The following is a 20,385-nucleotide window of genomic DNA, read 5'->3' as shown; positions in this document are numbered from 1 at the left end:
ATTGCTACCTTTCGGGCAATTAGTGCTGGACTGGGGCCTCGACGCCCACACCGGTCAAGGAACGAACCTCCATCTCTGCCGCCAACTCGTCCAAGTTGTCCGGCTTGGTCACGATGGATACGAACCAACCGACGAAGAAGGACAGCGGGATACTGACCAGACCCGGCGAGGTCAGCGGGAAGATAGCCCAGTCCGCGTTCGGGAACATGGCGCTTTCGGTACCGGATACCGCTGGGGAGAAGAAGATGAGGACCAAGCAGGAGACAACACCGGTGTACATGGAAGCCACGGCACCCGCGGTGTTGAAGCGGCGCCAGTATAGCGAGTACAGGATAGTCGGCAGGTTAGCCGATGCCGCCACAGCGAAGGCCAGGGAGACCAGGAAGGCCACGTTCTGGGTCATCGCCAAGATACCCAAGATAATGGAGACAATACCCAGGACCACCACGGTAGCCTGCGAGACGCGCACCTGCTCTGCCTCGGTGGACTCACCGTTGCGGATAACGGCGTGGTAGATATCGTGCGCGATGGAGGCGGAGGCGGTAATCGCCAGGCCCGCCACCACGGCAAGCACGGTGGCAAAGGCCACGGCGGAAATAATCGCCATGAAGATGGAGCCACCGATTTCCAGAGCCAGCAGCGGTGCCGCAGCATTCGCGCCGCCCGGTGCGTTCAGGATGCGGTCCGGACCAACCAGTGCGGCTGCACCGTAGCCCAGGATCAGGGTCATCAGGTAGAAGGAACCGATGATAACGATGGCCCAGGTCACGGACCGGCGCGCCTCAACGGCGGTCGGCACGGTGTAGAAGCGCATCAGAACGTGTGGCAAGCCACCCACACCCAGCACCAGGGACATACCCAAGGAGATGAAGTCCAACTTAGCGGCGGTAGAGCCGCCGTACTTCAGGCCCGGCTCCATGATTTCCTTGGCCTCATAGCCCTTTTCATGGAGGTAATCGGACGATGCGTGCATATCAATTGCGGTGCTGAACATGTTGCTGAATCCACCGCGCAGAGAGACAAACACCATGATGCACATGATGACCACACCGGTTACCAGCAGGACGGCCTTAATCATCTGCACGTAGGTGGTGCCCTTCATGCCGCCGACCAAGACGTAGAGGATCATCAGCACGCCGACGATACCGACGACAACTGCCTGCCATTTAAAGTCATGGATGTTCAGCAGCACGGCCACCAGGGACCCGGCGCCGGCCATCTGGGCGATGAGGTAGAACAGCGTCACGAAGAGCGTGGCGATGGACGCAGCCACGCGCACCGGCTTTTGCTTCAGGCGGAAGGACAACACGTCCGCCATGGTAAAGCGGCCCACGTTACGCATCGGCTCGGCCACGAGCATCAGGGCCACGAGCCAAGCGACGAAGAAGCCGACGGAGTACAAGAATCCGTCGTAGCCGTTAAGCGCCACCGCACCGACGATACCGAGGAAGGACGCTGCAGAAAGGTAGTCACCGGAAATGGCCAAGCCATTCTGGCGGCCGGAGAACGAGCCACCACCGGTATAAAAGTCCGAAGCCTTCTTCGTGGTCTTGCCGGCGCGCAGCACGACGGTCATCGTCACCACGAGGAAGATGCCGAAGATGGAGATATTCAGAATCGGGTTACCGGCAGAAGTTTCTTGTGCAAGGTAAGTGGTAGTCATTTACTTGGCCTCCAACTTCTCACGAATAGCAACCGATTTAGGCTGAATATTCTTATTGGCGTACTTCACGTAAACCCAGGTAATGATGAACGTGGTGAGGAACTGGGCTAGGCCGAAGACGAGGCCAATATTCCAGCCGCCATCGCCAAGCTCAATGGCCATAAAATCAGGCGCAAACACGGCAGTCAGCACGTAGACGATGTACCACACGAAAAACGCGACGGTCATGGGAAAAGTGAAACTACGATAAGCGCTGCGCAGCTCGCCAAACTCTTCGCTATCGCGCATTTCTATGTAGTCGGCTGCCGTAAGCTCACGGCGCTCGACGGAAGCAGTTGTATCACTCATAGAAGGGTTGTCTCCTTGGGTGAGAGAGGTTCTGTACAAACGAGGCGAGATGTGTTGTTCATAACTACCTGCGTTGCTATGTAAGATACAGAACATTTTTTGCAAAGCAGTAAATATTGCCAATACGCCCCATAAAAACTCCCCCCTTTTAGCTTGATAGGTTCCGATGAACTGGGCTAATATTCTTTGCAAATCACCCCCTTCACCCTGAATTTAAGTGGTTCGCAAATTTTGTTAACCAGACATTAACTAATGAGTAAAGGCCGCACGAAAGGAACCACCTATCAACGTCGTTGGTGCTTTGACCAGCACGTACTCTCCACCCAACGGGCACGCACAGCAAAAGCCACCGACGACGCCGTCGCCGGTGGCTCCTTCGCCCGAGAGTGCTTTCTTAGCCCTCAGCACCCGGGAATTCGCGGGGGTCATTAAACATGCGGCCGAAGCCTTCTTGGCCTTCCAAGGAGTCAACCGCGGCGATTTCATCCTTGCCCAGCTCTAGCTCCGCGGCGGCCAGGTTCTCCTTGAGACGCTCACTGCGGGCGGACTTCGGAATAACGGAAATGCCCTTGGCCATCAGGTACGCCAGTACCACCTGGCCCTCGGTAGCCTCGTGCGCGGCGGCAATCTTTTCAATCTCCGGGTTATTAAGCACCACGCCGCGTGCCAGCGGCGACCAAGCCTCGGTCACGATGCCGTGCTTGTGGTGGAATTCGCGCAGCTCCGGCTGGGTGAATCCGGGGTGCAGCTCTACTTGGTTGAGCACCGGGGTAATGCCGGTCTTATCAATGAGATCCTCGAGGACCTCCTCGTAGAAGTTAGCGACACCGATGGAAGCAATCTGACCCATGCCCTGCAGGCGGGCAATGGATTCAAAAGTCTCCACGTACAGCCCGCCCTGTGGCCACGGCCAGTGGATAAGGTACAGGTCCAAGTAATCCAGCTTCAGCTTCTCCATGGATTCCTGGAAAGCCTGTTCCACCTTCTGCGCGCCGTGATGGGAGTGCCAGACCTTGGAGGTAATGAACAGGTCCTCGCGGGTGACGTCGCCCGCGTCAATGGCTTGGTTCAGCGCGGTACCCAATGCCTCTTCGTTCTTATACAGCGTTGCCGTATCAAAGTGGCGGTAGCCAAGGTCAATGGCTTCGCGGACTACGCGAATACATTCATCGTCATTGAGCTTGTAGGTTCCCAGACCCAGCTGGGGCATCTCGCGGTCATCATTGAAAGAAATATTTGGCACAGTCATACTCCCCATTGTGCCCCAGTTTGCCGTCTTATGCGGTCCCCTGCGGCAACTGACTGCCTCTACACAACGAAAGACCGGCTCCCCTTAAGGGGAGCCGGTTCAACGCTTTTAGCGCAGATTAGTCGGCGCGGATAAGGTCAATGATAAAGACCAGGGTACGGCCGGACAGCGGGTGCGCACCGCCGGCAGGGCCGTAGGCCTTTTCCGGCGGGATGATGAGTTGACGGCGACCGCCCACCTTCATTCCCGGGATGCCCTCTTGCCAGCCGGCAATGAGACCGGTCAGTGGGAACTCGATGGACTGGCCACGGTCCCACGAGGAATCGAATTCTTGGTTGGTCTCATATTCGGCACCAACGTAGTGGACCTCCACTACGCCGCCAGGCTTAGCTTCAGCGCCATCGCCTACGACGATGTCCTCGATGACGAGGTCGGTCGGCGCTGGGCCAGACTGGGCTTCAATAACAGGTTTATCCATGGGGATTATTCTCCTTGGGAAATCTAGTTTGTTCGTGCGGTCGCAATGAAACCGAACCGAGCTGCACCAATTATAGTGCTCAAGCCCGATTCGGTTGAATTGGGGCGACCAAAAGCGCTAATTAGCGCTCGCTGCGAGGGGTAACCTTGCGCAGGGTTTCACCGGTGTAAATCTGGCGAGGACGGTTAATCTTGGTGTTCATCTCCAGCTGCTCGCGGTACTGAGCGATCCAGCCCGGCAGGCGGCCGATGGCGAAGAGGACGGTGAAGAAGTCCGTCGGGAAGCCCATGGCGCGGTAGATGAGGCCGGTGTAGAAGTCCACGTTCGGGTAGAGCTTGCGGGAGACGAAGTAATCGTCGTTCAACGCAATCTCTTCCAGCTTCATGGCCAGATCCAGCATCGGGTCGCCGCCCAGGTGATCGATGATCTCGTGTGCGGTTTCCTTGACGATGGCCGCGCGTGGGTCGTAGTTCTTGTACACGCGGTGGCCGAAGCCCATCAGGCGAACGCCCTTTTCCTTGTTCTTCACGCGGTTCATGAAGTCGGTAGCGTCGCCGCCGTTGTTCTTCTCGATGTCCTCGAGCATCTCCAGCACGGCCTGGTTAGCGCCGCCGTGCAGCGGGCCGGACAGGGCGTTGATGCCGCCGGCGATGGAGACGAACATGTTGGCCTGTGCGGAACCAATCATGCGGACGGTGGAGGTGGAGCAGTTCTGCTCGTGGTCAGCGTGCAGGATGAGCAGCTTGTCCAGTGCCTTGGAGACAACCGGGTCAACCTCGTACTCCTCGGTGGGGTAACCGAACATCATGCGCAGGAAGTTCTCGCGCGCATTGAGGTTGTTATCCGGGTACATATAAGGCTTGCCCTGGGATGCGCGGAAGGCGTAAGCGGCCAGCATCGGCACCTTAGCCAGCAGGCGAACGGTAGCCTTGTCCAGCTGCTCCTCATCCAGTGGGTCCAGCTGGTCCTGGTAGTAGCTGGAGAGAATGTTCACGGAGGAGGCAAGCACGGCCATCGGGTGGGCATCGCGCGGGAAGATGTTGAACTGTGCCTTAAAGTCCTCGTCCAAGAGGGTGTGGTGACGGATGGCGTTGTTGAACTCCGACAGTTCCTGCTCATCCGGCAGGTGACCCTTAATCAGCAGGTAGGAAACCTCATTGAAGGTGGCGTTATTTGCCAATTCAGCGATATCGTAGCCACGGTAACGAAGGATGCCCTCCTCACCGTTAATAAAGGTAATCTTGGACTCGGTGGAGCCGGTGGAGGTGTAGCCGGGGTCGAAGGTAACAAGCCCGGTTTCCTTGCGGAGCTTGGAGATATCGAAGCCGGAATCGCCCTCAGTGGACTGCTTGATATCCATCTCGTACTCGTTGCCAGCGTGCTTGAGTACTACCTTGTTTTCTTCAGTAGACACGGAATTTCCTTTCCCTGTTAAAGAGTTCTTTAAGGCGCTAACTTACACAAGTCAGCCTTATACCTATTCACACTCTAGCAAACTTTGTGATACTGCCAACATGTTTACGGGCATCAAAATACCTGCCATTCAACCGGAACTGTTCTACACTAGCGGCATGAGTACTCCAGAAATCACACTGCCAGCAGATCTCTTGCCTTCCGATGGCCGCTTTGGCTGCGGACCCTCCAAGGTGCGCCCCGCCCAGATCGAAGCTATTGACCCCGCTATCGTGGGCACCTCGCACCGCCAGCCGGCGGTGAAAAACCTCGTCGGTTCCGTGCGCGAGGGATTAAGCGATCTCTTTCCTCTTCCGGAGGGATACGAAATCGTCCTGTCCTTGGGCGGCGCCACGGCTTTTTGGGATGCGGCTACCTTCGGCCTCATCGAGCGCCAGTCGGCTCACCTTACCTTTGGTGAGTTCTCCACCAAGTTTGCCAAAGCCTCCTCCAAGGCTCCATGGCTTGATGCCCCGGCCCTGACCGAATCTCCCGCCGGCACCGCACCGGATCCGCGCGAGCTCGCGGCCAATGCCGATGTCGCCGCTTGGGCCCACAATGAGACCTCGACCGGCGCAATGACGGAAGTCGTTCGCCCCCACCCCCACAACGACCAGCAGCTCGTGCTTGTCGATGCCACCTCTGGCGCCGGCGGCCTCCCCGTCAATATCGCAGAGACCGACGTGTACTACTTTTCGCCGCAGAAGTGCTTTGCTTCCGACGGCGGCCTTTGGCTCGCCGCGATGTCCCCGGCTGCCCTGGAGCGCATCGAAAAGATCAATAACTCCGATCGCTTCATCCCGGAGTTTTTGAACCTGCAGACTGCGGTTACTAACTCCCGCAAGAACCAGACCTATAACACCCCGGCGATTGCCACCCTGCTCATGCTGGATAACCAGATTAAGTGGATGAATGACAATGGCGGGCTCGACGGCATGGTCAAGCGCACCACCGAGTCCTCCTCCACGCTGTACAACTGGGCCGAATCTCGCCCGGAGGCCACCCCATTCGTCAGCGACCCGGCAGCGCGCTCGCTGGTCGTGGGCACCATCGATTTCGACGAATCCGTGGATGCCGCACAACTTGCCGCCACCCTGCGCGCCAACGGCATCCTCGATGTCGAGCCGTACCGCAAGCTCGGCCGCAACCAGCTGCGCGTGGGCATGTTCCCGGCGATTGAAACCGAGGACATCGCCAAGCTCACGCAGTGCATCGACTACGTGCTGGATGCCAACTAAGTCATCAACATGCCCCGCCGCCTCGCATGGCGCGGGGCGTTTTCGCGTTATAGTTGACTGCATCACAGATCCGTCCTTCCGTCGATAGGCAAAGGAGCGCCACACTATGCGCGAGCTGTTTCTCGTTGACAGCGAATCGAGCGAAGACTCATTGGTGCTACGCACCGAAGAAGGCGAAGAGTTTTCCCTTCCCATCACCGATGAGCTGCGTTCCGCCCTCACGCCCACCGCTAGCAAGCCAGAGCCGCCGAAGCTAGCGCCGATGCCCAAGCCCTCCCACGAAGAGGAAGAAAAGCAGATCCGGCCGGCCGAGATCCAAAACCGCATCCGCGCCGGTGCTTCCACGGCAGAGCTAGCGGAAGAAATGCACGTCGATGAATCACGCATCGAGCCCTTCGCCTACCCAGTCATGCTGGAGCGCAATCGCATTTCTGAGGTGGCCAAGCAGGCCCACCCAGTGCGCGAGGATGGCCCTGCCAAGCTCACCCTGTGGGAGGTGCTGGCCAGCTCTTTTGCCGCCCGCGGCCACTCCCTTTCGGAGTCCACGTGGGACGCCTACCGCCACCAGGGTGAGCCGTGGGTAGTGCGCGTGACCTGGAAGGCGGGCCTTTCTGAAAACGAGGCGGAATGGACCTTTAAGCAGTCCATGTCCTCCCCCGCTACGGTCGAGGCCCGCAACTCGGTCGCGGCAGACCTTACGGACCCGGACTTCGTACAACCGGTGCGCTCGCTAACCTCCTTGGGCAGCGGCCGCTACGACGAGGCCATTGATGGCGATCAGCCCGCCAATGTCACCGATATTTCCGGTTCCAACGAGGAGACGGAAGAAGAGGAATTCCTGCAGAATCCTTCCTCCGAGTCCAAGCCCTCGAAGCGCCGCCGCAAAGCCGTCACCCCACACTGGGAGGACGTACTCTTGGGCGTTCGCTCCAATACCAAGCGCCCAAGGGACTAAACAGTGGACATCTCTCATACCGTTCTCACGCTGTGGTACATCTCCAAGCCAGGCGCCGAAGAAGTACTCAAGACCGAGCCCAAGGCGGACCGCGGGTTCGGCCGCAAGTTCCTAGCCCAACTCAACCCGAATTTCCCGGTCACCCCGATTGGGCAATTCCCCCTGAACCGTTCCGCGCAGACGGATCCGAATGAGTACTACATCGGCGGCTACCCGGGCATTACCGTGGTGCAAACGGTCTGCGAGGGCGATTCCGTCCTGCTTTCCCAGCTGCCGCAAGACCTCTTGAACGCGGTTCCCGCCCAGCGGGTTATCGCCCTGGTCAGCAACGCGGACGAGGACTATGCGGGCTTCGCGCTGTGGGAAGGCGGCGAGCTCAAGCGCTGCCTGTGTGCCTCCCGCGACCGTCTCTACGAGGACACCGGCCTGCCCGAGCCCTTCGAGGCGCCGTTCTGGGCCGGCGAAAAGGACGAATCCCTCGGCGGCATTTCCCTGCCGTTTCGCCCCCACAGCATCATGGAGGCCGCCCAAAAACACTGGTTGGGCATCACCGTGGGACAGGAAGGCCCGGATCTGAATGTCGTCGGCTATGCCGTCGACGGGCGCCCAGAACCCAAGATCGATCCGCCGAAGCCGAAGCAGCCGGTCAGCGAGTTCGCCGCTCAATCCGCGAATAAGCTGGGCCTTAATGATTATGACGACTACGAGGACCACGATGCCGAGCCGGATTCCACCGGCGATGAGATCCTTTCCACCGCCAAGCACCTCGGCTCGCTAATTGGCAACTGGCTGCGTCAGACGTTTAAGTCACTTAAGGATCGCTGGCGCTCATAAAAGGAAATGGCGGCGGCGGTTGCCACATTAAGGGAATCGGTACCTGGGGCCATCGGTATCCGCGCGCGGATATCGGTGGCCTTCATCGCGTGCTCGGTAAGCCCGGGGCCCTCCGCGCCAACCAGCATGGCCACCTTGTCCCGCCCGTGCAGGGCCTCTGCCAGGTGCACCGCCTGGGGGTTGGGGGTTAAGGAAATGAGGGTGAAGGAGGCATCGGCAAGCGCCTGCAAGGAACGCTGCCACGTGGTGAAACCGCCCTCCAAATGGGCAAAGGGCACGCGGAGCACGTGGCCCATGGATACGCGCACCGAGCGTCGATAGAGCGGATCCGCAGCACCTGAGCCCAGCAATACCGCATCAACGTTCATGCCGGCCGCGTGGCGGAAAATGGCGCCGATATTTTCATGATCCCCCACGCCCTCCAGCACGGCGATGGTGCGGGAATGCTCCAGAATCTCGCCCACCTCCGGCTCTGGGGCGCGGTTTGCGGCGGCAACCAACCCGCGGTGCATATCGAACCCTGCGACCTCCGCGAGGGTCTCACGCGATACTTCGTAGACGGGGCACTCTGGCTCTCCGTACTCTGCAAAGAAGGCCTCCAGCTTCTGGGGAAAGCCCACCAGGCAGCGCATGGGAAAGCGCGATTCCATCAGGCGGGCTGCCACCAAGGGGCCTTCTGCAATGACCAAACCCTCGCCGGATTTATCGGATTTGTTGAGGTTCCGAATATCATCCAGGCGAGGGTCACGGGGATCAGAAATATGCATGCCTTCCAGGCTAGCCGATGGCCTCCGAAATCGGATCGATGCCAAAGTAAATGACGAACAAGCCAGCAAGCAGCCACATGATCCAGTGCACCTGCTTGGCCTTACCAGCAAAGGTGGACATGAGCGCAAAGGTAATAAAGCCCACGCCGATGCCGTTGGCAATCGAATAGGTAAACGGCATGACCACGATGGTAAGGAAGGCCGGGATGGCCACTTCCATGCGCGTCCACGGGATATCCGTGAGCTGCGCAGCCATCATCACGCCCACGATGACCAGGACGGGCGCGGCGGCCTCGATGGGCACGATCTCGTAGAGCGGGGTGAAAAACATGGCGGCGATAAATAGCAAGCCGGTCATGATATTGGCCAGGCCGGTGCGGGCGCCATCGGCAATGCCGGCAGAGGAATCCGCGAAGACGGTATTCGAGGATGCCGAGCCCAAACCACCGGCGACCGCACCGGTGCCTTCCACAACCAGAGCCTTCTTCATGCCCGGCAGGTTGCCGTTTTCATCCACGAGCTTGGCCTGCTTACCCAGCCCGGTCATGGTGCCCATGGCATCAAAGAAGTTGGTCAGCAGCAAGGTAAAGATGAGCAGGACCGTGGAAATCACGCCGATATTGGCAAAGGCGCCCACCAGGTTCACATCGCCCACGATGGAAAGGTCCGGTATGCCACCCAGCGCATCTGGGGCCTCTGGGGCGGCCATGCCCCAGTCCTCCGAGTCGGTGAATGCCTGGACAATAAAGGCGATCACCGTGTTGAGGATGATGGCAATAAAAAGCCCACCCGGGACATTGCGGATGACCATGAAGGCACAAATGATAAGGCCAATGACAAAGACCACCGCCGGCCAGGTGGCAATCGATCCATTAATTCCCAGGCCCACCGGCACGGTGGTCTGTGCGGCATCGGGCACGCGGGTGACAAACCCGCCGTCCACGAAACCGATCATGGCGATGAACATGCCAATGCCCACGCCCATCGCGGCCTTCATGGGCTGCGGGATGGCGTCAAATACTGCGGTGCGGAAACCGGACACGGCGAGCAGGACGATAATAAGGCCCTCGATTACCACTAGGCCCATGGCTTCTTGCCAGTTCAGCCCGCTGGTGGCGACCATGCTGATGGCGACGAAGGTATTCATGCCCAGTCCCGCGGCCATGGCGAAGGGGTACTTCGCAATCGCGCCGAAGGCGATGGACATGACGCCGGCGACCAGCGCCGTAGCTGCCGCGACCTGCGGCACGCCTAAGGTATAGCCCTCCGCATCCGGGCTCGTGCCCAGGATCAGCGGGTTGAGCAAAATAATATATGCCATGGCGAAGAACGAGACCGTTCCCGCGCGTAGCTCAGTTCCAATGGTGGAACCGCGTTCAGAAATCTGGAAATAGCGATCGAGAGTGGCTTTCACGCCGTGCCCTTTCACGTAGAGCGGTATTTTTACGCCCTAAGTGTGCTGCTTTAATCCCCAAATTCAAAATCTTGGTAAATGGGCTTTTCGTCATCGAAGGCCGCGGCCGGCGCCTTCTCCTCACTCACCCGCGTCTGCGAATGCGCACCACACCCGTAGCGCGCATGCACCACGCGGCCATCGGCGGAATACTCATTGGCGCATACCCCAAAGTTATCCATCAGCTGCATATAAAACGCGCACGTGCGGCACTGCAGGTGCGCTTTGGCCGCCATCTCCGTGGTCGGGCCATATTCTTCTTGCCAGCGATGCTTGGCATCCGCCAGGCCCTTGGCAGAAAGCTCATTTCCATCTAGGCGCTCATCATCGACGGCCGGCGGCATAAGATCCCCCGGGCCCAAATCCCCCGGCAGCACGCGGTCCTCATACGGCACCCATTCCGGGGCCTGCAGCGCTTCCCCGCCCGGCACCAGCGCGACCTCATTGACGGTGACGTAACGCGAGCCTTCCGCGCACGCGAGCACGGCCTGCCATTCCCAGCCTGGGTAGCCCGGCATATCCGCCTCAAAGCGGTGGGTGACAACGTTGCGGCCCATTCCGGCGACGCCCCTATGCTTGCCGATGCCCCCTTCCCCCACCTCTTCCAAAGCCTCACGCGCAATGCGTACGGCGCGGGAATCGATCAACGGATTTGCTTTTCGCTTACTCACGCCCCTCATTATTCATGATGGCCCACCGACAGTGGTACATATGGTGCATGTCGTTTCTCCGCCGCGCCGCGCTCATCGCCGTGCCCTGCTGCGCCTTGACCGCCTGTTCCTCTGATTCTTCTGACTCCCCCAATTCTCCCGAGCACCTTTCAGTCGAGGTCCTCGATACCGCGCCGCTGCCAGAGAACTCCTTTACACAAGGACTAGAGGAAGACGGCGAGGGCAATCTGCTGCTCGGCACCGGGCAATGGGGCGAATCCAAACTCATCCGATTCTCCCCTGAGACCGGCGAGGTCCTGCAGGAACACGCCCTCGATGACTCGCTTTTTGGGGAGGGCATTACCCAATACGGTGATTCCATCTGGCAATTGACTTGGAAGCGCGGGCAGGCCCTGCGCTATGACGGCGACTTCCAGCGCACTAAGTCTGCCACCTATGCCGGCGAAGGCTGGGGGCTATGCGCCAACCAGGACGAGCTCATCATGTCCGATGGCACCTCTACCCTGCGGCACATGGATCCAGAAACCTTTGCGGAGCGCTCGACCACCGAGGTCACCCTCGAGGGCTCGCCCGTGGAAGAGCTTAACGAGCTGGAATGCGTGGACGGTGATGTCTACGCCAACGTGTGGGGCAGTGAAGATATCTACCGCATAGATCCCTCCTCCGGCGAGGTAACCGCGGTGATTTCTACCGATGCCATCGATAAATCGAAATACACCGATCCCGATGATGTCTTAAACGGCATCGCCCATATCGAGGGCGCCGATGAATTCTGGCTTACCGGCAAGCGGTGGGATGAGCTCTACCGCGTTCGAGTAAAGTAATGGGCCATGGCAACCCGTAAGGAAGCAAGGAAAAAGTCGCTGCTGCAAATCCTCGCGCTCATCGTGGTCGTGGCGGTCATCGTCGCCTCCGTGGTGATCTTTCAAAGCTGGCGCAATTCGCGCCCAGGCCCTGAGCCGAGCGAAATCGCGATTACCGCCTCCGTGGGGGATAACACCAAGGAAGTCACGCCCTACCTCGTGTGCGAGCCGGGAACCGATTGCCCCGAAGGCGATGTCCCCCAGCTAACGGTGGGTGAGGATGACACCTTGCATCTGAACATCCCCGAAGAGATCTCAAATCACGAATGGAAGGTGCTGTCCATTTATGATGACCCAGCCGCCAATGATGAGACCTCTCACGGTGCGAATGAAACGACCGAGGTAGATATCCCCGGTTCGGTAGACCCCATCGAGGCATCGACTGGCGAGCGCCCCCGGCTCATGGTGGTGGAGGTTTCCTCCCTCATGATTGGCACCGACGACGATGGCGAAGAAACCCCCCTCGCCACCGTGTGGTCCCTCTCCACCATGGATGATTAACTATCTAAATCCTTCGCAATCGCGCGGAGGATTTCTGCTACTTGGCGCCCTGTCTTGCGCTCGGGGTAGCGCCCCGAGTTCAGTACCGGCTGCACCTGCGATTCCAGCAGAGTCATAACATCAGAGACCATGCTGCCGAGCTCTTCCGGCTTGCGCGACGGCGTGCGGCGGCGCGGCTTGTCCAGCACGCGCACCCGCAGCGCCTGCGGTCCGCGGCGCCCCACCGCGAAATCGAATTCGATGCGCTGGCCCGGAAAGATTTCTTCTACTCCCTTGGGCAGGACATTCCGGCCGACGTAGACGTCTTCATCGCCCGGGTTGCTAACGAAACCGAAACCTTTCTCGGCGTCATACCACTTCACTTTGCCAATGGGCATAGGTATCCACCTCTTCTCTTGGGTAAATTCTTAAGTTTAGCTGGAAGTTATACAGAACAGAAGCTCCACGTGGCGTGTGACATAGTTCACACTGCAACCGCTACCTGCGGAAATATTGCGGACGGAACCACAATAGTCTCAATTCTTTCCCATTTAGTGCCCAGAACGTGACTATTTCGTTATAAACCACTACGCTAGCCCTCAGTGTCGCCGCAAAGAAGGTTTCCCTGCCCATCCTTTCTTCTAGGCGCAAAACATTTACACGAAAACGGGCACCACGGAAAGGACTACTTTTATGGGACGCCACTCCGCTAAGACTAACCACTTTGCCGCCAAGTTCACCGCGGGCACCGTTGCCTTGGGCGCAGCCGCTGCCATCATGGCGCCGAACGCCGCCGCTGCCCCTGACTCCGACTGGGACCGCCTCGCACAGTGCGAGTCCGGCGGTGACTGGCACATCAACACCGGCAATGGCTACCACGGCGGCCTGCAGTTCAACGCCCAGACTTGGCAGGCATACGGTGGCGGCGAGTTCGCCCCTACCGCTAACCAGGCAACCCGCGAGCAGCAGATTGTCATCGCTGAGCGCACCCTGGCTAACCAGGGCTGGGGCGCATGGCCCGCATGCTCGGCTTCCCTTGGCCTGAACTCCGCGCCGACCGATCGCACCGCCCCTTCCGCTCCTGCTGAAGCACCGCAGCCAGTGCAGCAGGCAGCAGAAAACAAGTCCGATGAGCTTGCCGTAGACGCCGTCTACAACCTCGTTAAGGACACCGCTAACGCTTACGGCCTGCAGCTGCCGACACAAATCTCGGATGCCTACCACGCCAACCGCCACGACTTTAACGCGTTCTACTCCGCAAACCGCAACGTCATCGACCCGATTGCGCAGCTGGTTGAGACCTTCAGCCGCTAAATAAGCGCATAAAACTTCCCCTCGCCGTCCGCGGCAAGGGGAATTTTTTAACGATTGATGCGGGTATAAGGGTGAACGTAGTTCAACTTCTCTGCCGGCATCGGCAGCACCAGATCGTCGCCGTAGGGGCTGGAAGCACCAGCAAAAGGCGCAGAAATTTCCGTAATTGCATGCTCGCGGTGTTCATTGTCCGGCCAAGCCGGGGAAACAAAGCCATTCTTTTCATTCGACATAGCCTTATTATTTCAAACCTCGGGCAAAAACGTAACTCAATCCGGCGCTAAAATTGTGATTTATCATGACTCAGTCCTCCCACCTCCCGCATTTTCGCACCTGGCTTAATTCCCTTTCGGAAGAGGAACTGGCCACCATCCTTCGCCACCGCCCCGATGTTTTAACCCCGCTGCCGCCTTCCATCGCGGCGCTTGCCACGCGCCTCCTCTTGCGCACCTCTATCGCCCGGGCGCTAGCGGAGTGTAACGCGCAGCAGTTGGCGGTGCTGGAGGACATCGCCAAGCGCGGCGGCGAGCTTGCAGAGGTAGAAGACCGCAACCCCGATATCACCCGCGAGCTCAAGGAGCGCGGCCTCGCCTTCGGCGCGGTGCAGATTCCGCCAGAGGTCATGCCTGCGCTGCCCACCGGCTGGTCGCTGCTTAATCAACTCGAGGTATCGCCCGCAACAATCGATGCCCTCGCTGAAGACGAACGCCACGTCCTTGCCACCCTGGCGCGCTCCAATGGCATCGGTATCACCCGCGAGACCAATCCGTCCCACCCGGTGCCGCGCTTGATTGCCAAGCAGCTCTTGCAGCGCGTGGACTCCCAGACCGTTCGCCTGCCGCGCGAGGTGCACCGCGCGATGAAGGGGCACAGCGTTCCGCATATTCCCACCGAGCCCTCCGCGCGCCGCGGTCAGCCCACCGCAGACCGCAAGGCCGATGACGCCGGTACCGCCGCCGGCCTATTGGTAGTGCGAGGCATGCAACAGCTCATTTCTGCCCTGGGTGCCCGGCCGATCGAGCTGCTCAAGGATAAGACCGTCGGCGTGCGCCCCCTTGCCCAGCTCAGCAAGCAGCTGGACATCGCGGAACCAGAACTGCGCCGCCTGATTACGCTTGGACTGTCTACGCGGCTTATCAACCGCGGCGAACCATCCGGGTACGAGGGAAACTTCCTTGCGCCCACCGACTCCGCCCAAGAGTGGCTCGATGCAGGATTAGCCGCGCAATGGCGCGTGCTCCTCGCGGCCTGGGAACATTCTCCGTGGACCCCATGGGAATCGGGCCGGGTACTCTCTACCAGCACCGATCGCCTACCCAAGTTCCGCCGGCATATCCTCGACGTCTACCTCAACTCCGCAGAGCCTCTTTCCACGGAGGAATTTCGCGAGGATCTGCATTTTGCTTTTCCGCTTTTCGCCACGCATACCTCCCCGGAGACCATCGATGAGCTGCACCGCGAGGCCGAATGGATAGGCGCCATCGCGCTCGGGCGAGCCACCAGCGTGCTTATCGATGGCTTCGATGCCGCCGATTCCCTGACCCCAGAGACCATCGATTATTTCCTGGTCCAGGCGGATATGACCGTGCTCGTGCCAGGGCCCCTCGAGCCCGCTGCCCACCACACCCTGGAGTCCCTGGCGGATCTGGAATCGCCCGGCTTGGCCAGCGTTTACCGCATCAGCGATGCCTCACTCCGCCGCGGCCTGGACCGCGGGATGACGGGCACGGAAATCCGCGACTTCTTCGCCGCGCATGGCGATGTCCCGCATATGCTGGCGTTCCACATTGAGGACATCGCCAAGCGCCACGGCACCTTGCGCTCCGGGCCTGCCCTGTCCTACCTGCGCAGCGAGGACCCAGCCCTCTTGCAGATCGCTACGAAGGCCGCTCCGCTGCGCCTGCTGGCCCCCACGGTCGCGATCTCCCAACTACGCGTCAGCGAACTCTTGGAGCGCCTGCGCGAATACGGCCTCTCCCCCGCCGCCGAGGACGAAAGCGGCGCGAGCCTGTCCATCGCGCCCGAGCCCGCGACGCTGCCCACGCCCAGCCCGCGCGCCCAGTCCGCTCCGCCCGATATCGCGCGTGCGCTGCGCAACCTCACCACTGGCGAGGCCCCGAGCCTGCCCAACCTGGATCTGGTCCACGCCGCCGCGCGCACCGCACGGCCCATCACCATTGGCTACGCCGATAAAAACGGCAATACCAAAACCCGCACCGTTACCCCGCTGACCGTCGCCGGTGGCCAAATCGATGCCCGCGCCACCGATGGCTCCACTATCCGGTTTCCCCTGCACCGCATTACCTCCGTTACCCTAGACGCATGAACGGACCACTGATTGTGCAGTCGGACAAGACCGTCTTGCTGGAAGTCGATCATCCAGATTCCGCAGCTGCGCGCACCGCCCTCGCGCCGTTCGCGGAGCTGGAGCGCGCCCCCGAGCACGTGCATACCTACCGCATCACTTCCCTGGCGCTGTGGAATGCCCGCGCCGCCGGGCACGACGCCGAGCAGGTCGTCGATGTCCTGGAAACCTACTCCCGGTTCCCTGTACCACAATCGCTGCTTGTCGATGTCGCCGAGACCATGTCCCGCTACGGCCGCGTCCGCCTCCACGCCCACCCCGCCCACGGACTTATCCTTGAATCAGAAGAACCTGCCATCCTTACCGAGCTCTCCCGCGGCAAGGTAGGAAAACTGCTTGGTGCGCGCATCGATGACAACACCATCGCCGTCGCTCCCTCTGAGCGCGGCCGCCTCAAGCAAGAACTCCTCAAGGCTGGCTGGCCCGCCGAAGACCTTGCCGGCTATATCGACGGCGAATCCCACCCCATCGCGCTCAACGAGGACGGTTGGCACCTGCGCGATTACCAGGAATACGCCACCGATGCCTTCTGGTCCGGCGGGTCTGGCGTCGTCGTGCTGCCCTGCGGTGCCGGCAAAACCATCGTCGGTGCCGCCGCCATGGCAAAAGCGCAATCCACCACCCTCATCTTGGTCACCAATACCGTTGCCGGCCGCCAGTGGCGCGACGAGCTGCTGCGCCGCACCACGCTTTCTCCAAGCGACATCGGCGAGTACTCCGGCGAAAAGAAGGAAATCAAGCCGATTACCATCGCCACCTACCAAGTGGTCACGCGGAAGACCAAGGGCGAGTATCGCGCCCTCGAGCTCTTCGATTCCCGCGACTGGGGCCTTATTATCTACGACGAGGTCCACCTGCTTCCCGCACCCGTATTCCGCATGACTTCGGATCTGCAATCGCGGCGTCGGCTAGGGCTGACCGCCACCCTCGTGCGCGAGGATGGCCGCGAAGGCGATGTCTTCTCTCTCATCGGACCCAAGCGTTACGACGCGCCGTGGAAAGAGCTGGAAATGGCCGGCTACATCGCAACCGCGGAATGCATCGAGGTACGCGTGGATATGGATCCGGAAGAACGCATGCTCTATGCCACCGCGCAGCCGCGCGACCGCTACCGCATCGCCGCACAAGCCTCGGCCAAGCTCCGCGCCGTCGATAAAATACTTGCCTCCCACGACCAGCAAGCGCTCATCATCGGCGGATACGTGGACCAACTGCGCGAATTAGGTGAACACCTCGATGCCCCAGTCATCGATGGCACTACCTCTACCGCCAAGCGCGAAAAGCTCTTCCAGCAATTCCGCGAGGGCGAGCTATCCATCCTAGTCGTATCCAAGGTGGCCAATTTCTCCATTGACCTGCCGGAAGCCGCACTGGCCGTCCAGGTCTCCGGCACCTTTGGTTCCCGGCAAGAAGAGGCACAACGCCTCGGCCGCTTGCTGCGGCCGAAGGAAACCGAGGCGCTCTTTTATACTCTAGTCACCCGCGACAGCCTGGATGCGGACTACGCCATGCACCGCCAACGCTTCCTCGCCGAGCAAGGATATGCCTACCGGCTCATGGACGCAGTAGACTTAGGCCAATGAAGATCTTTAAGTTCGACGTTGACGAGTCCTTTGCCAAGGCCAATAACGAGTTATTGCGCGATTCCAACCGCCTTCGCGTATCCGGGCTTATCTTCGGCCTCATCCTGATCATCGCCGGCGCCGCCGTGTGGTGGAGCTTTTCTTGGGGAATCACCCTGGGCTTAGGGCTCATCCTCTTTGGCATCGTCGTTGCCATCGTCGGCGTCGCCGCCGCAAGCAAGGTGGGAACGGCCCAATCCCTCTATGACTCTTATCCGCTCGCTCCCGCCGTCATCGCACAGGTCAACGAGCGAGACATGATCCTTCTTGCCTTGGTAAATACCAATGTGGATCCCTCCCTTCCCCCACGCTGGGGCGCGTGCCTGCGCACGGTGTCCTCCATCCCTGGCGTCCAACGCACCGTTGGCACCAAGGTTCCTGTCGCCGCCGTGTCCGGCCAGCGTTCTACTTCCGATAAAGAGCATTGGCAGCAGATATCCCCCATGCCCATTGCTTGGGGAACCCCCGATGCTGAAACCGTCACCATCGCCCGCAAATCCATCCCCCAAGAGCAATGGCAGCGCCTAGAGCGCGCCCGCAAGCGGCTTTCCGATGTCAAAGCCACCCGCTATGACCTGCTCGTCCTCTAGTCAGGACTCTCAAGCACCAGATTGTTTCTGGTGCTTTTTCTTTTACCTTTGCCAAATGGTTAAAGGTAAATATTGCGTCGATGTCCTACATCGATGACGTTGACGACCACCGTTTCATCGAGGATGGAAACAATCACTCGATAATCCCCTACTCTCCACCGCCACAATCCAGACTTGTCCGCGACGAGCCCCTTACCGCGCACACGAGGATCGTCTAACTCTGCTACCTCACGAAGAAACTTACTGATTTGTTTCTGTACGGGTTTGTCAAGCTTCCGGAAAGCCTTCGCCGCTCGCGGGGTGAACTCAATCGACCAAGCCACACTCGTCCTCTAAATCCTGCAGAGAGATCGTGTCCAATTCTCCGCGTCGGGCTGCTTCGGCTTCAGCTTCAAGCGCATACACATACTCAAGTTCATCTAGGTAGGAATCTAGAGCCTTGCGAAGATAGAAGGCTCCAGTCCGCCCAGTCCGCGAAGCAAGCGCCTCTAGGCGCTCTTTCTGCTTCGCGTCAACGCGCAAACTAATTACTGACTCGCTCATGTAAACATGTTTACAACAAGTAAAGCGATTTGTACACCACCCCGTGAGCATTGCCTGCGCTTTCCTGTGGTCACCTTGTATTGCTGACTTCCTGCACACTCATAGTCACGAATTGAGCGTTTTCTCAGTAACCAAATCAAGCGATAAGGGAAACCTCGTCCAGTCGCCTTAAAATGACATGCCGTTCGGTGTAGCGGCGTCGCAGGTCAGCCAAGAACGCGTTGAAGTCCGCATCCCAGGGCTCCCCTAGCTCCGCCGACTTTTTTCTCATGGCTTGCAGCAGCTCAATTCCCATGTCGCGACCAACCCGAGTCGAATCTAGATAAGTTGCGACATCCTCGCGAACGAAGGGAAGAGCCTGCTCCGGGAGGTCATCAAGGAACCGTTGCGCCATTGACTGTTGCATGCCCGCTTTAACGACGGTGCTCCAGGCAAGTTCAGGGTCTTCGAGGCACAAGTGCTGGAACATAGCTAGATCCCAGGGCTTAACCGCCAACCTGTCTTGTATGTGTGCCGAAGCTTCCGCCTTGTCGGTGACAGCGGCATAAAGTTGCTGAGCGGACGACAGTTCTGGATATGTGTCGAATACACTGCGGGCCACGCGTTCCGAGTGTTCGGGAAAATGCTCCCTAGCAAGTACAGCCCAACGCGAGGCTATATTTCGGGTTTCCTCTGCGGCGCACTCGCCAACTGCCTTCTCGGACCAAACAAAGGCAAGGTCACAGCGGCCGATGTCACAAAGGCCGGAAATGACCTCCTCATATCGCGTTGCCGCACTTCCCTGCAAACCATGGGTACGAAAAACCGCTTCAGCGGTGCCTTCAAGCACCGCTAGCCGACGCCCCACGTACCCAACGCCCTCTTCCACCATATGCCACGAGCAGAAGCGGGCTACGCCCTCGTCGCCAAGAGCGGGTGCCAGATGAACTGGGTCGAGGTCGATTTCCTCCGCTGGAAGAATCTCGTTCATTCGTATAAGCCAGTCAGCCAAAGCGCTACCAGAATAACTAGCTTGCTGCGCCGCTGAGGGAACTATCCGCGCCAAGACTTCGCCGGCATCCCTTACGACATGGGCATAGTCATTCACCCTAGGGATAGTCTTGAGAACCTCTTCGACTGCGTATAGGGAAACAAGCACAATATCAGATGGACTCGGCGGCACGACCCCAGAAAGTCGTGCAGGATCCCCTACTGCTTGTTCTAATAGCTCAGCAGCTTCAAATACGCGGTCGCTATAACACACCCCGCGTTCACCCTTGTACAGATCAGGGTCATTGGTCCGAACGAGATCGGTTACCGCCTGTGCAAGAGTCCTCATGAGCTTTATTATAGAAAATCCAGGGGTCACGAAGAAGAGGGGCAAGGACACTAGTAAGACTAGTGACCTTGCCCCTCTCAGTACAAACTTTATTTTGTTATTAACTGTTGTTTGGTGTCGGCGGTGACTTACTCTCCCACAACCTCCCGGTTGCAGTACCATCAGCGTGTACAGGCTTAGCT

The 20,385-nt window shown here is 59.4% G+C and carries 22 protein-coding genes; 9 read left to right on the top strand and 13 right to left on the bottom strand.

The window, feature by feature from the left end; translation table 11 throughout:
* Nucleotides 1-19 precede the first annotated feature (19 nt).
* The 5 genes from ABRP86_RS09955 to ABRP86_RS09935 form a co-directional block, all read right to left on the bottom strand.
* A complete protein-coding gene (locus ABRP86_RS09955) occupies nt 20-1,663 on the bottom strand; it encodes a monocarboxylic acid transporter (protein WP_349864061.1) in 1,644 nt (547 codons plus the stop codon).
* Nucleotides 1,664-2,011, bottom strand: a complete 348-nt coding sequence (locus ABRP86_RS09950; RefSeq protein ID WP_349864059.1) for a DUF485 domain-containing protein — start codon at nt 2,009-2,011, stop codon at nt 1,664-1,666.
* A gap of 394 nt (nt 2,012-2,405) precedes the next feature.
* Nucleotides 2,406-3,269, bottom strand: a complete 864-nt coding sequence (locus ABRP86_RS09945) for an aldo/keto reductase (RefSeq protein WP_349864057.1) — start codon at nt 3,267-3,269, stop codon at nt 2,406-2,408.
* A gap of 109 nt (nt 3,270-3,378) precedes the next feature.
* Nucleotides 3,379-3,738, bottom strand: coding sequence for an FKBP-type peptidyl-prolyl cis-trans isomerase (locus ABRP86_RS09940; RefSeq protein WP_023025863.1), 360 nt, complete (start codon nt 3,736-3,738; stop codon nt 3,379-3,381).
* 121 nt (nt 3,739-3,859) lie between these two features.
* Nucleotides 3,860-5,152, bottom strand: a complete 1,293-nt coding sequence (locus ABRP86_RS09935; RefSeq protein ID WP_349864055.1) for a citrate synthase — start codon at nt 5,150-5,152, stop codon at nt 3,860-3,862.
* A gap of 157 nt (nt 5,153-5,309) precedes the next feature.
* On the opposite strand from ABRP86_RS09935, the gene serC reads away from it, so the two are divergent.
* The 3 genes from serC to ABRP86_RS09920 all read left to right on the top strand — a co-directional run bounded on the left by serC (nt 5,310) and on the right by ABRP86_RS09920 (nt 8,217).
* On the top strand, nt 5,310-6,428 hold the full coding sequence (gene serC / locus ABRP86_RS09930; RefSeq protein WP_349864053.1) for a phosphoserine transaminase: 1,119 nt from the start codon (nt 5,310-5,312) through the stop codon (nt 6,426-6,428).
* Nucleotides 6,429-6,534: 106 nt separating this feature from the next.
* Nucleotides 6,535-7,383: a septation protein SepH gene (gene sepH / locus ABRP86_RS09925; protein WP_349853721.1), complete on the top strand. Its 849-nt coding sequence runs from the start codon at nt 6,535-6,537 to the stop codon at nt 7,381-7,383.
* Between the two features lie 3 nt (nt 7,384-7,386).
* Nucleotides 7,387-8,217: a DUF6928 family protein gene (locus ABRP86_RS09920; RefSeq protein ID WP_349864051.1), complete on the top strand. Its 831-nt coding sequence runs from the start codon at nt 7,387-7,389 to the stop codon at nt 8,215-8,217.
* Here the strand turns inward: ABRP86_RS09920 and ABRP86_RS09915 are convergent.
* From ABRP86_RS09915 to ABRP86_RS09905, 3 genes are read right to left on the bottom strand one after another with little or no spacing between them, the layout of a single operon-like run.
* Nucleotides 8,178-8,984: a TrmH family RNA methyltransferase gene (locus tag ABRP86_RS09915; protein WP_349864049.1), complete on the bottom strand. Its 807-nt coding sequence runs from the start codon at nt 8,982-8,984 to the stop codon at nt 8,178-8,180. The two genes, ABRP86_RS09920 and ABRP86_RS09915, sit on opposite strands and share 40 nt — an antisense overlap.
* Before the next feature lie 10 nt (nt 8,985-8,994).
* A complete protein-coding gene (locus tag ABRP86_RS09910; RefSeq protein ID WP_349864047.1) occupies nt 8,995-10,398 on the bottom strand; it encodes an NCS2 family permease in 1,404 nt (467 codons plus the stop codon).
* A gap of 50 nt (nt 10,399-10,448) precedes the next feature.
* The gene (locus tag ABRP86_RS09905; protein WP_349864045.1) at nt 10,449-11,117 is read right to left on the bottom strand and encodes a DUF3027 domain-containing protein; all 669 of its coding nucleotides are present in this window, start codon (nt 11,115-11,117) and stop codon (nt 10,449-10,451) included.
* Nucleotides 11,118-11,122: 5 nt separating this feature from the next.
* On the opposite strand from ABRP86_RS09905, the gene ABRP86_RS09900 reads away from it, so the two are divergent.
* Both ABRP86_RS09900 and ABRP86_RS09895 read left to right on the top strand, forming a co-directional pair.
* Entirely contained in the window at nt 11,123-11,932 is an 810-nt protein-coding gene (locus ABRP86_RS09900) for a glutaminyl-peptide cyclotransferase (RefSeq protein ID WP_349864043.1), read from the top strand.
* A 6-nt stretch (nt 11,933-11,938) separates the two neighbouring features.
* Nucleotides 11,939-12,472 (top strand): DUF2771 domain-containing protein, encoded by a 534-nt coding sequence (locus tag ABRP86_RS09895; RefSeq protein WP_349864040.1) that lies wholly within the window; start codon nt 11,939-11,941, stop codon nt 12,470-12,472.
* On the opposite strand, the gene ABRP86_RS09890 is transcribed toward ABRP86_RS09895, so the two are convergent.
* Nucleotides 12,469-12,849 carry a cold-shock protein gene (locus ABRP86_RS09890; RefSeq protein WP_349864039.1) on the bottom strand — a complete coding sequence of 127 codons (381 nt, stop codon included), beginning with the start codon at nt 12,847-12,849 and terminating at the stop codon, nt 12,469-12,471. The genes ABRP86_RS09895 and ABRP86_RS09890 overlap by 4 nt on opposite strands.
* A 295-nt stretch (nt 12,850-13,144) precedes the next feature.
* Here ABRP86_RS09890 and ABRP86_RS09885 point away from each other — a divergent pair, with 295 nt between their 5' ends.
* Nucleotides 13,145-13,765: a resuscitation-promoting factor Rpf1 domain-containing protein gene (locus ABRP86_RS09885; RefSeq protein WP_349864037.1), complete on the top strand. Its 621-nt coding sequence runs from the start codon at nt 13,145-13,147 to the stop codon at nt 13,763-13,765.
* Between the two features lie 47 nt (nt 13,766-13,812).
* Here ABRP86_RS09885 and ABRP86_RS09880 read toward each other — a convergent pair whose 3' ends face one another.
* Complete coding sequence (locus ABRP86_RS09880) at nt 13,813-13,998, bottom strand: hypothetical protein (RefSeq protein WP_005279826.1); 186 nt, start codon at nt 13,996-13,998, stop codon at nt 13,813-13,815.
* 65 nt (nt 13,999-14,063) lie between these two features.
* On the opposite strand from ABRP86_RS09880, the gene ABRP86_RS09875 reads away from it, so the two are divergent.
* The 3 genes from ABRP86_RS09875 to ABRP86_RS09865 are packed head-to-tail and all read left to right on the top strand — an operon-like array spanning nt 14,064 to nt 18,342.
* Nucleotides 14,064-16,091, top strand: coding sequence for a helicase-associated domain-containing protein (locus tag ABRP86_RS09875; protein ID WP_349864035.1), 2,028 nt, complete (start codon nt 14,064-14,066; stop codon nt 16,089-16,091).
* Nucleotides 16,088-17,713 carry a DNA repair helicase XPB gene (locus ABRP86_RS09870; RefSeq protein ID WP_349864033.1) on the top strand — a complete coding sequence of 542 codons (1,626 nt, stop codon included), beginning with the start codon at nt 16,088-16,090 and terminating at the stop codon, nt 17,711-17,713. Before ABRP86_RS09875 ends, ABRP86_RS09870 begins: the two co-directional genes overlap by 4 nt.
* Nucleotides 17,710-18,342 carry a DUF3239 domain-containing protein gene (locus ABRP86_RS09865; RefSeq protein ID WP_005279823.1) on the top strand — a complete coding sequence of 211 codons (633 nt, stop codon included), beginning with the start codon at nt 17,710-17,712 and terminating at the stop codon, nt 18,340-18,342. The genes ABRP86_RS09870 and ABRP86_RS09865 overlap by 4 nt, the downstream gene beginning before the upstream one ends.
* A gap of 59 nt (nt 18,343-18,401) precedes the next feature.
* Here the strand turns inward: ABRP86_RS09865 and ABRP86_RS09860 are convergent, their stop codons facing one another.
* The 3 genes from ABRP86_RS09860 to ABRP86_RS09850 all read right to left on the bottom strand — a co-directional run bounded on the left by ABRP86_RS09860 (nt 18,402) and on the right by ABRP86_RS09850 (nt 20,203).
* Nucleotides 18,402-18,665 (bottom strand): type II toxin-antitoxin system RelE family toxin, encoded by a 264-nt coding sequence (locus tag ABRP86_RS09860; RefSeq protein WP_284896368.1) that lies wholly within the window; start codon nt 18,663-18,665, stop codon nt 18,402-18,404.
* Nucleotides 18,649-18,885: a type II toxin-antitoxin system RelB family antitoxin gene (relB, locus tag ABRP86_RS09855; RefSeq protein WP_349864030.1), complete on the bottom strand. Its 237-nt coding sequence runs from the start codon at nt 18,883-18,885 to the stop codon at nt 18,649-18,651. The genes ABRP86_RS09860 and relB overlap by 17 nt, the downstream gene beginning before the upstream one ends.
* Before the next feature lie 136 nt (nt 18,886-19,021).
* Nucleotides 19,022-20,203: a hypothetical protein gene (locus tag ABRP86_RS09850; RefSeq protein ID WP_349864028.1), complete on the bottom strand. Its 1,182-nt coding sequence runs from the start codon at nt 20,201-20,203 to the stop codon at nt 19,022-19,024.
* Between the last annotated feature and the right edge of the window lie 182 nt (nt 20,204-20,385).

It is taken from the genome of Corynebacterium sp. KPL3927 (assembly GCF_040225835.1).
In the GTDB taxonomy this organism is placed as follows: domain Bacteria; phylum Actinomycetota; class Actinomycetes; order Mycobacteriales; family Mycobacteriaceae; genus Corynebacterium.
This window is presented reverse-complemented; position numbering and strand designations above follow the sequence as displayed.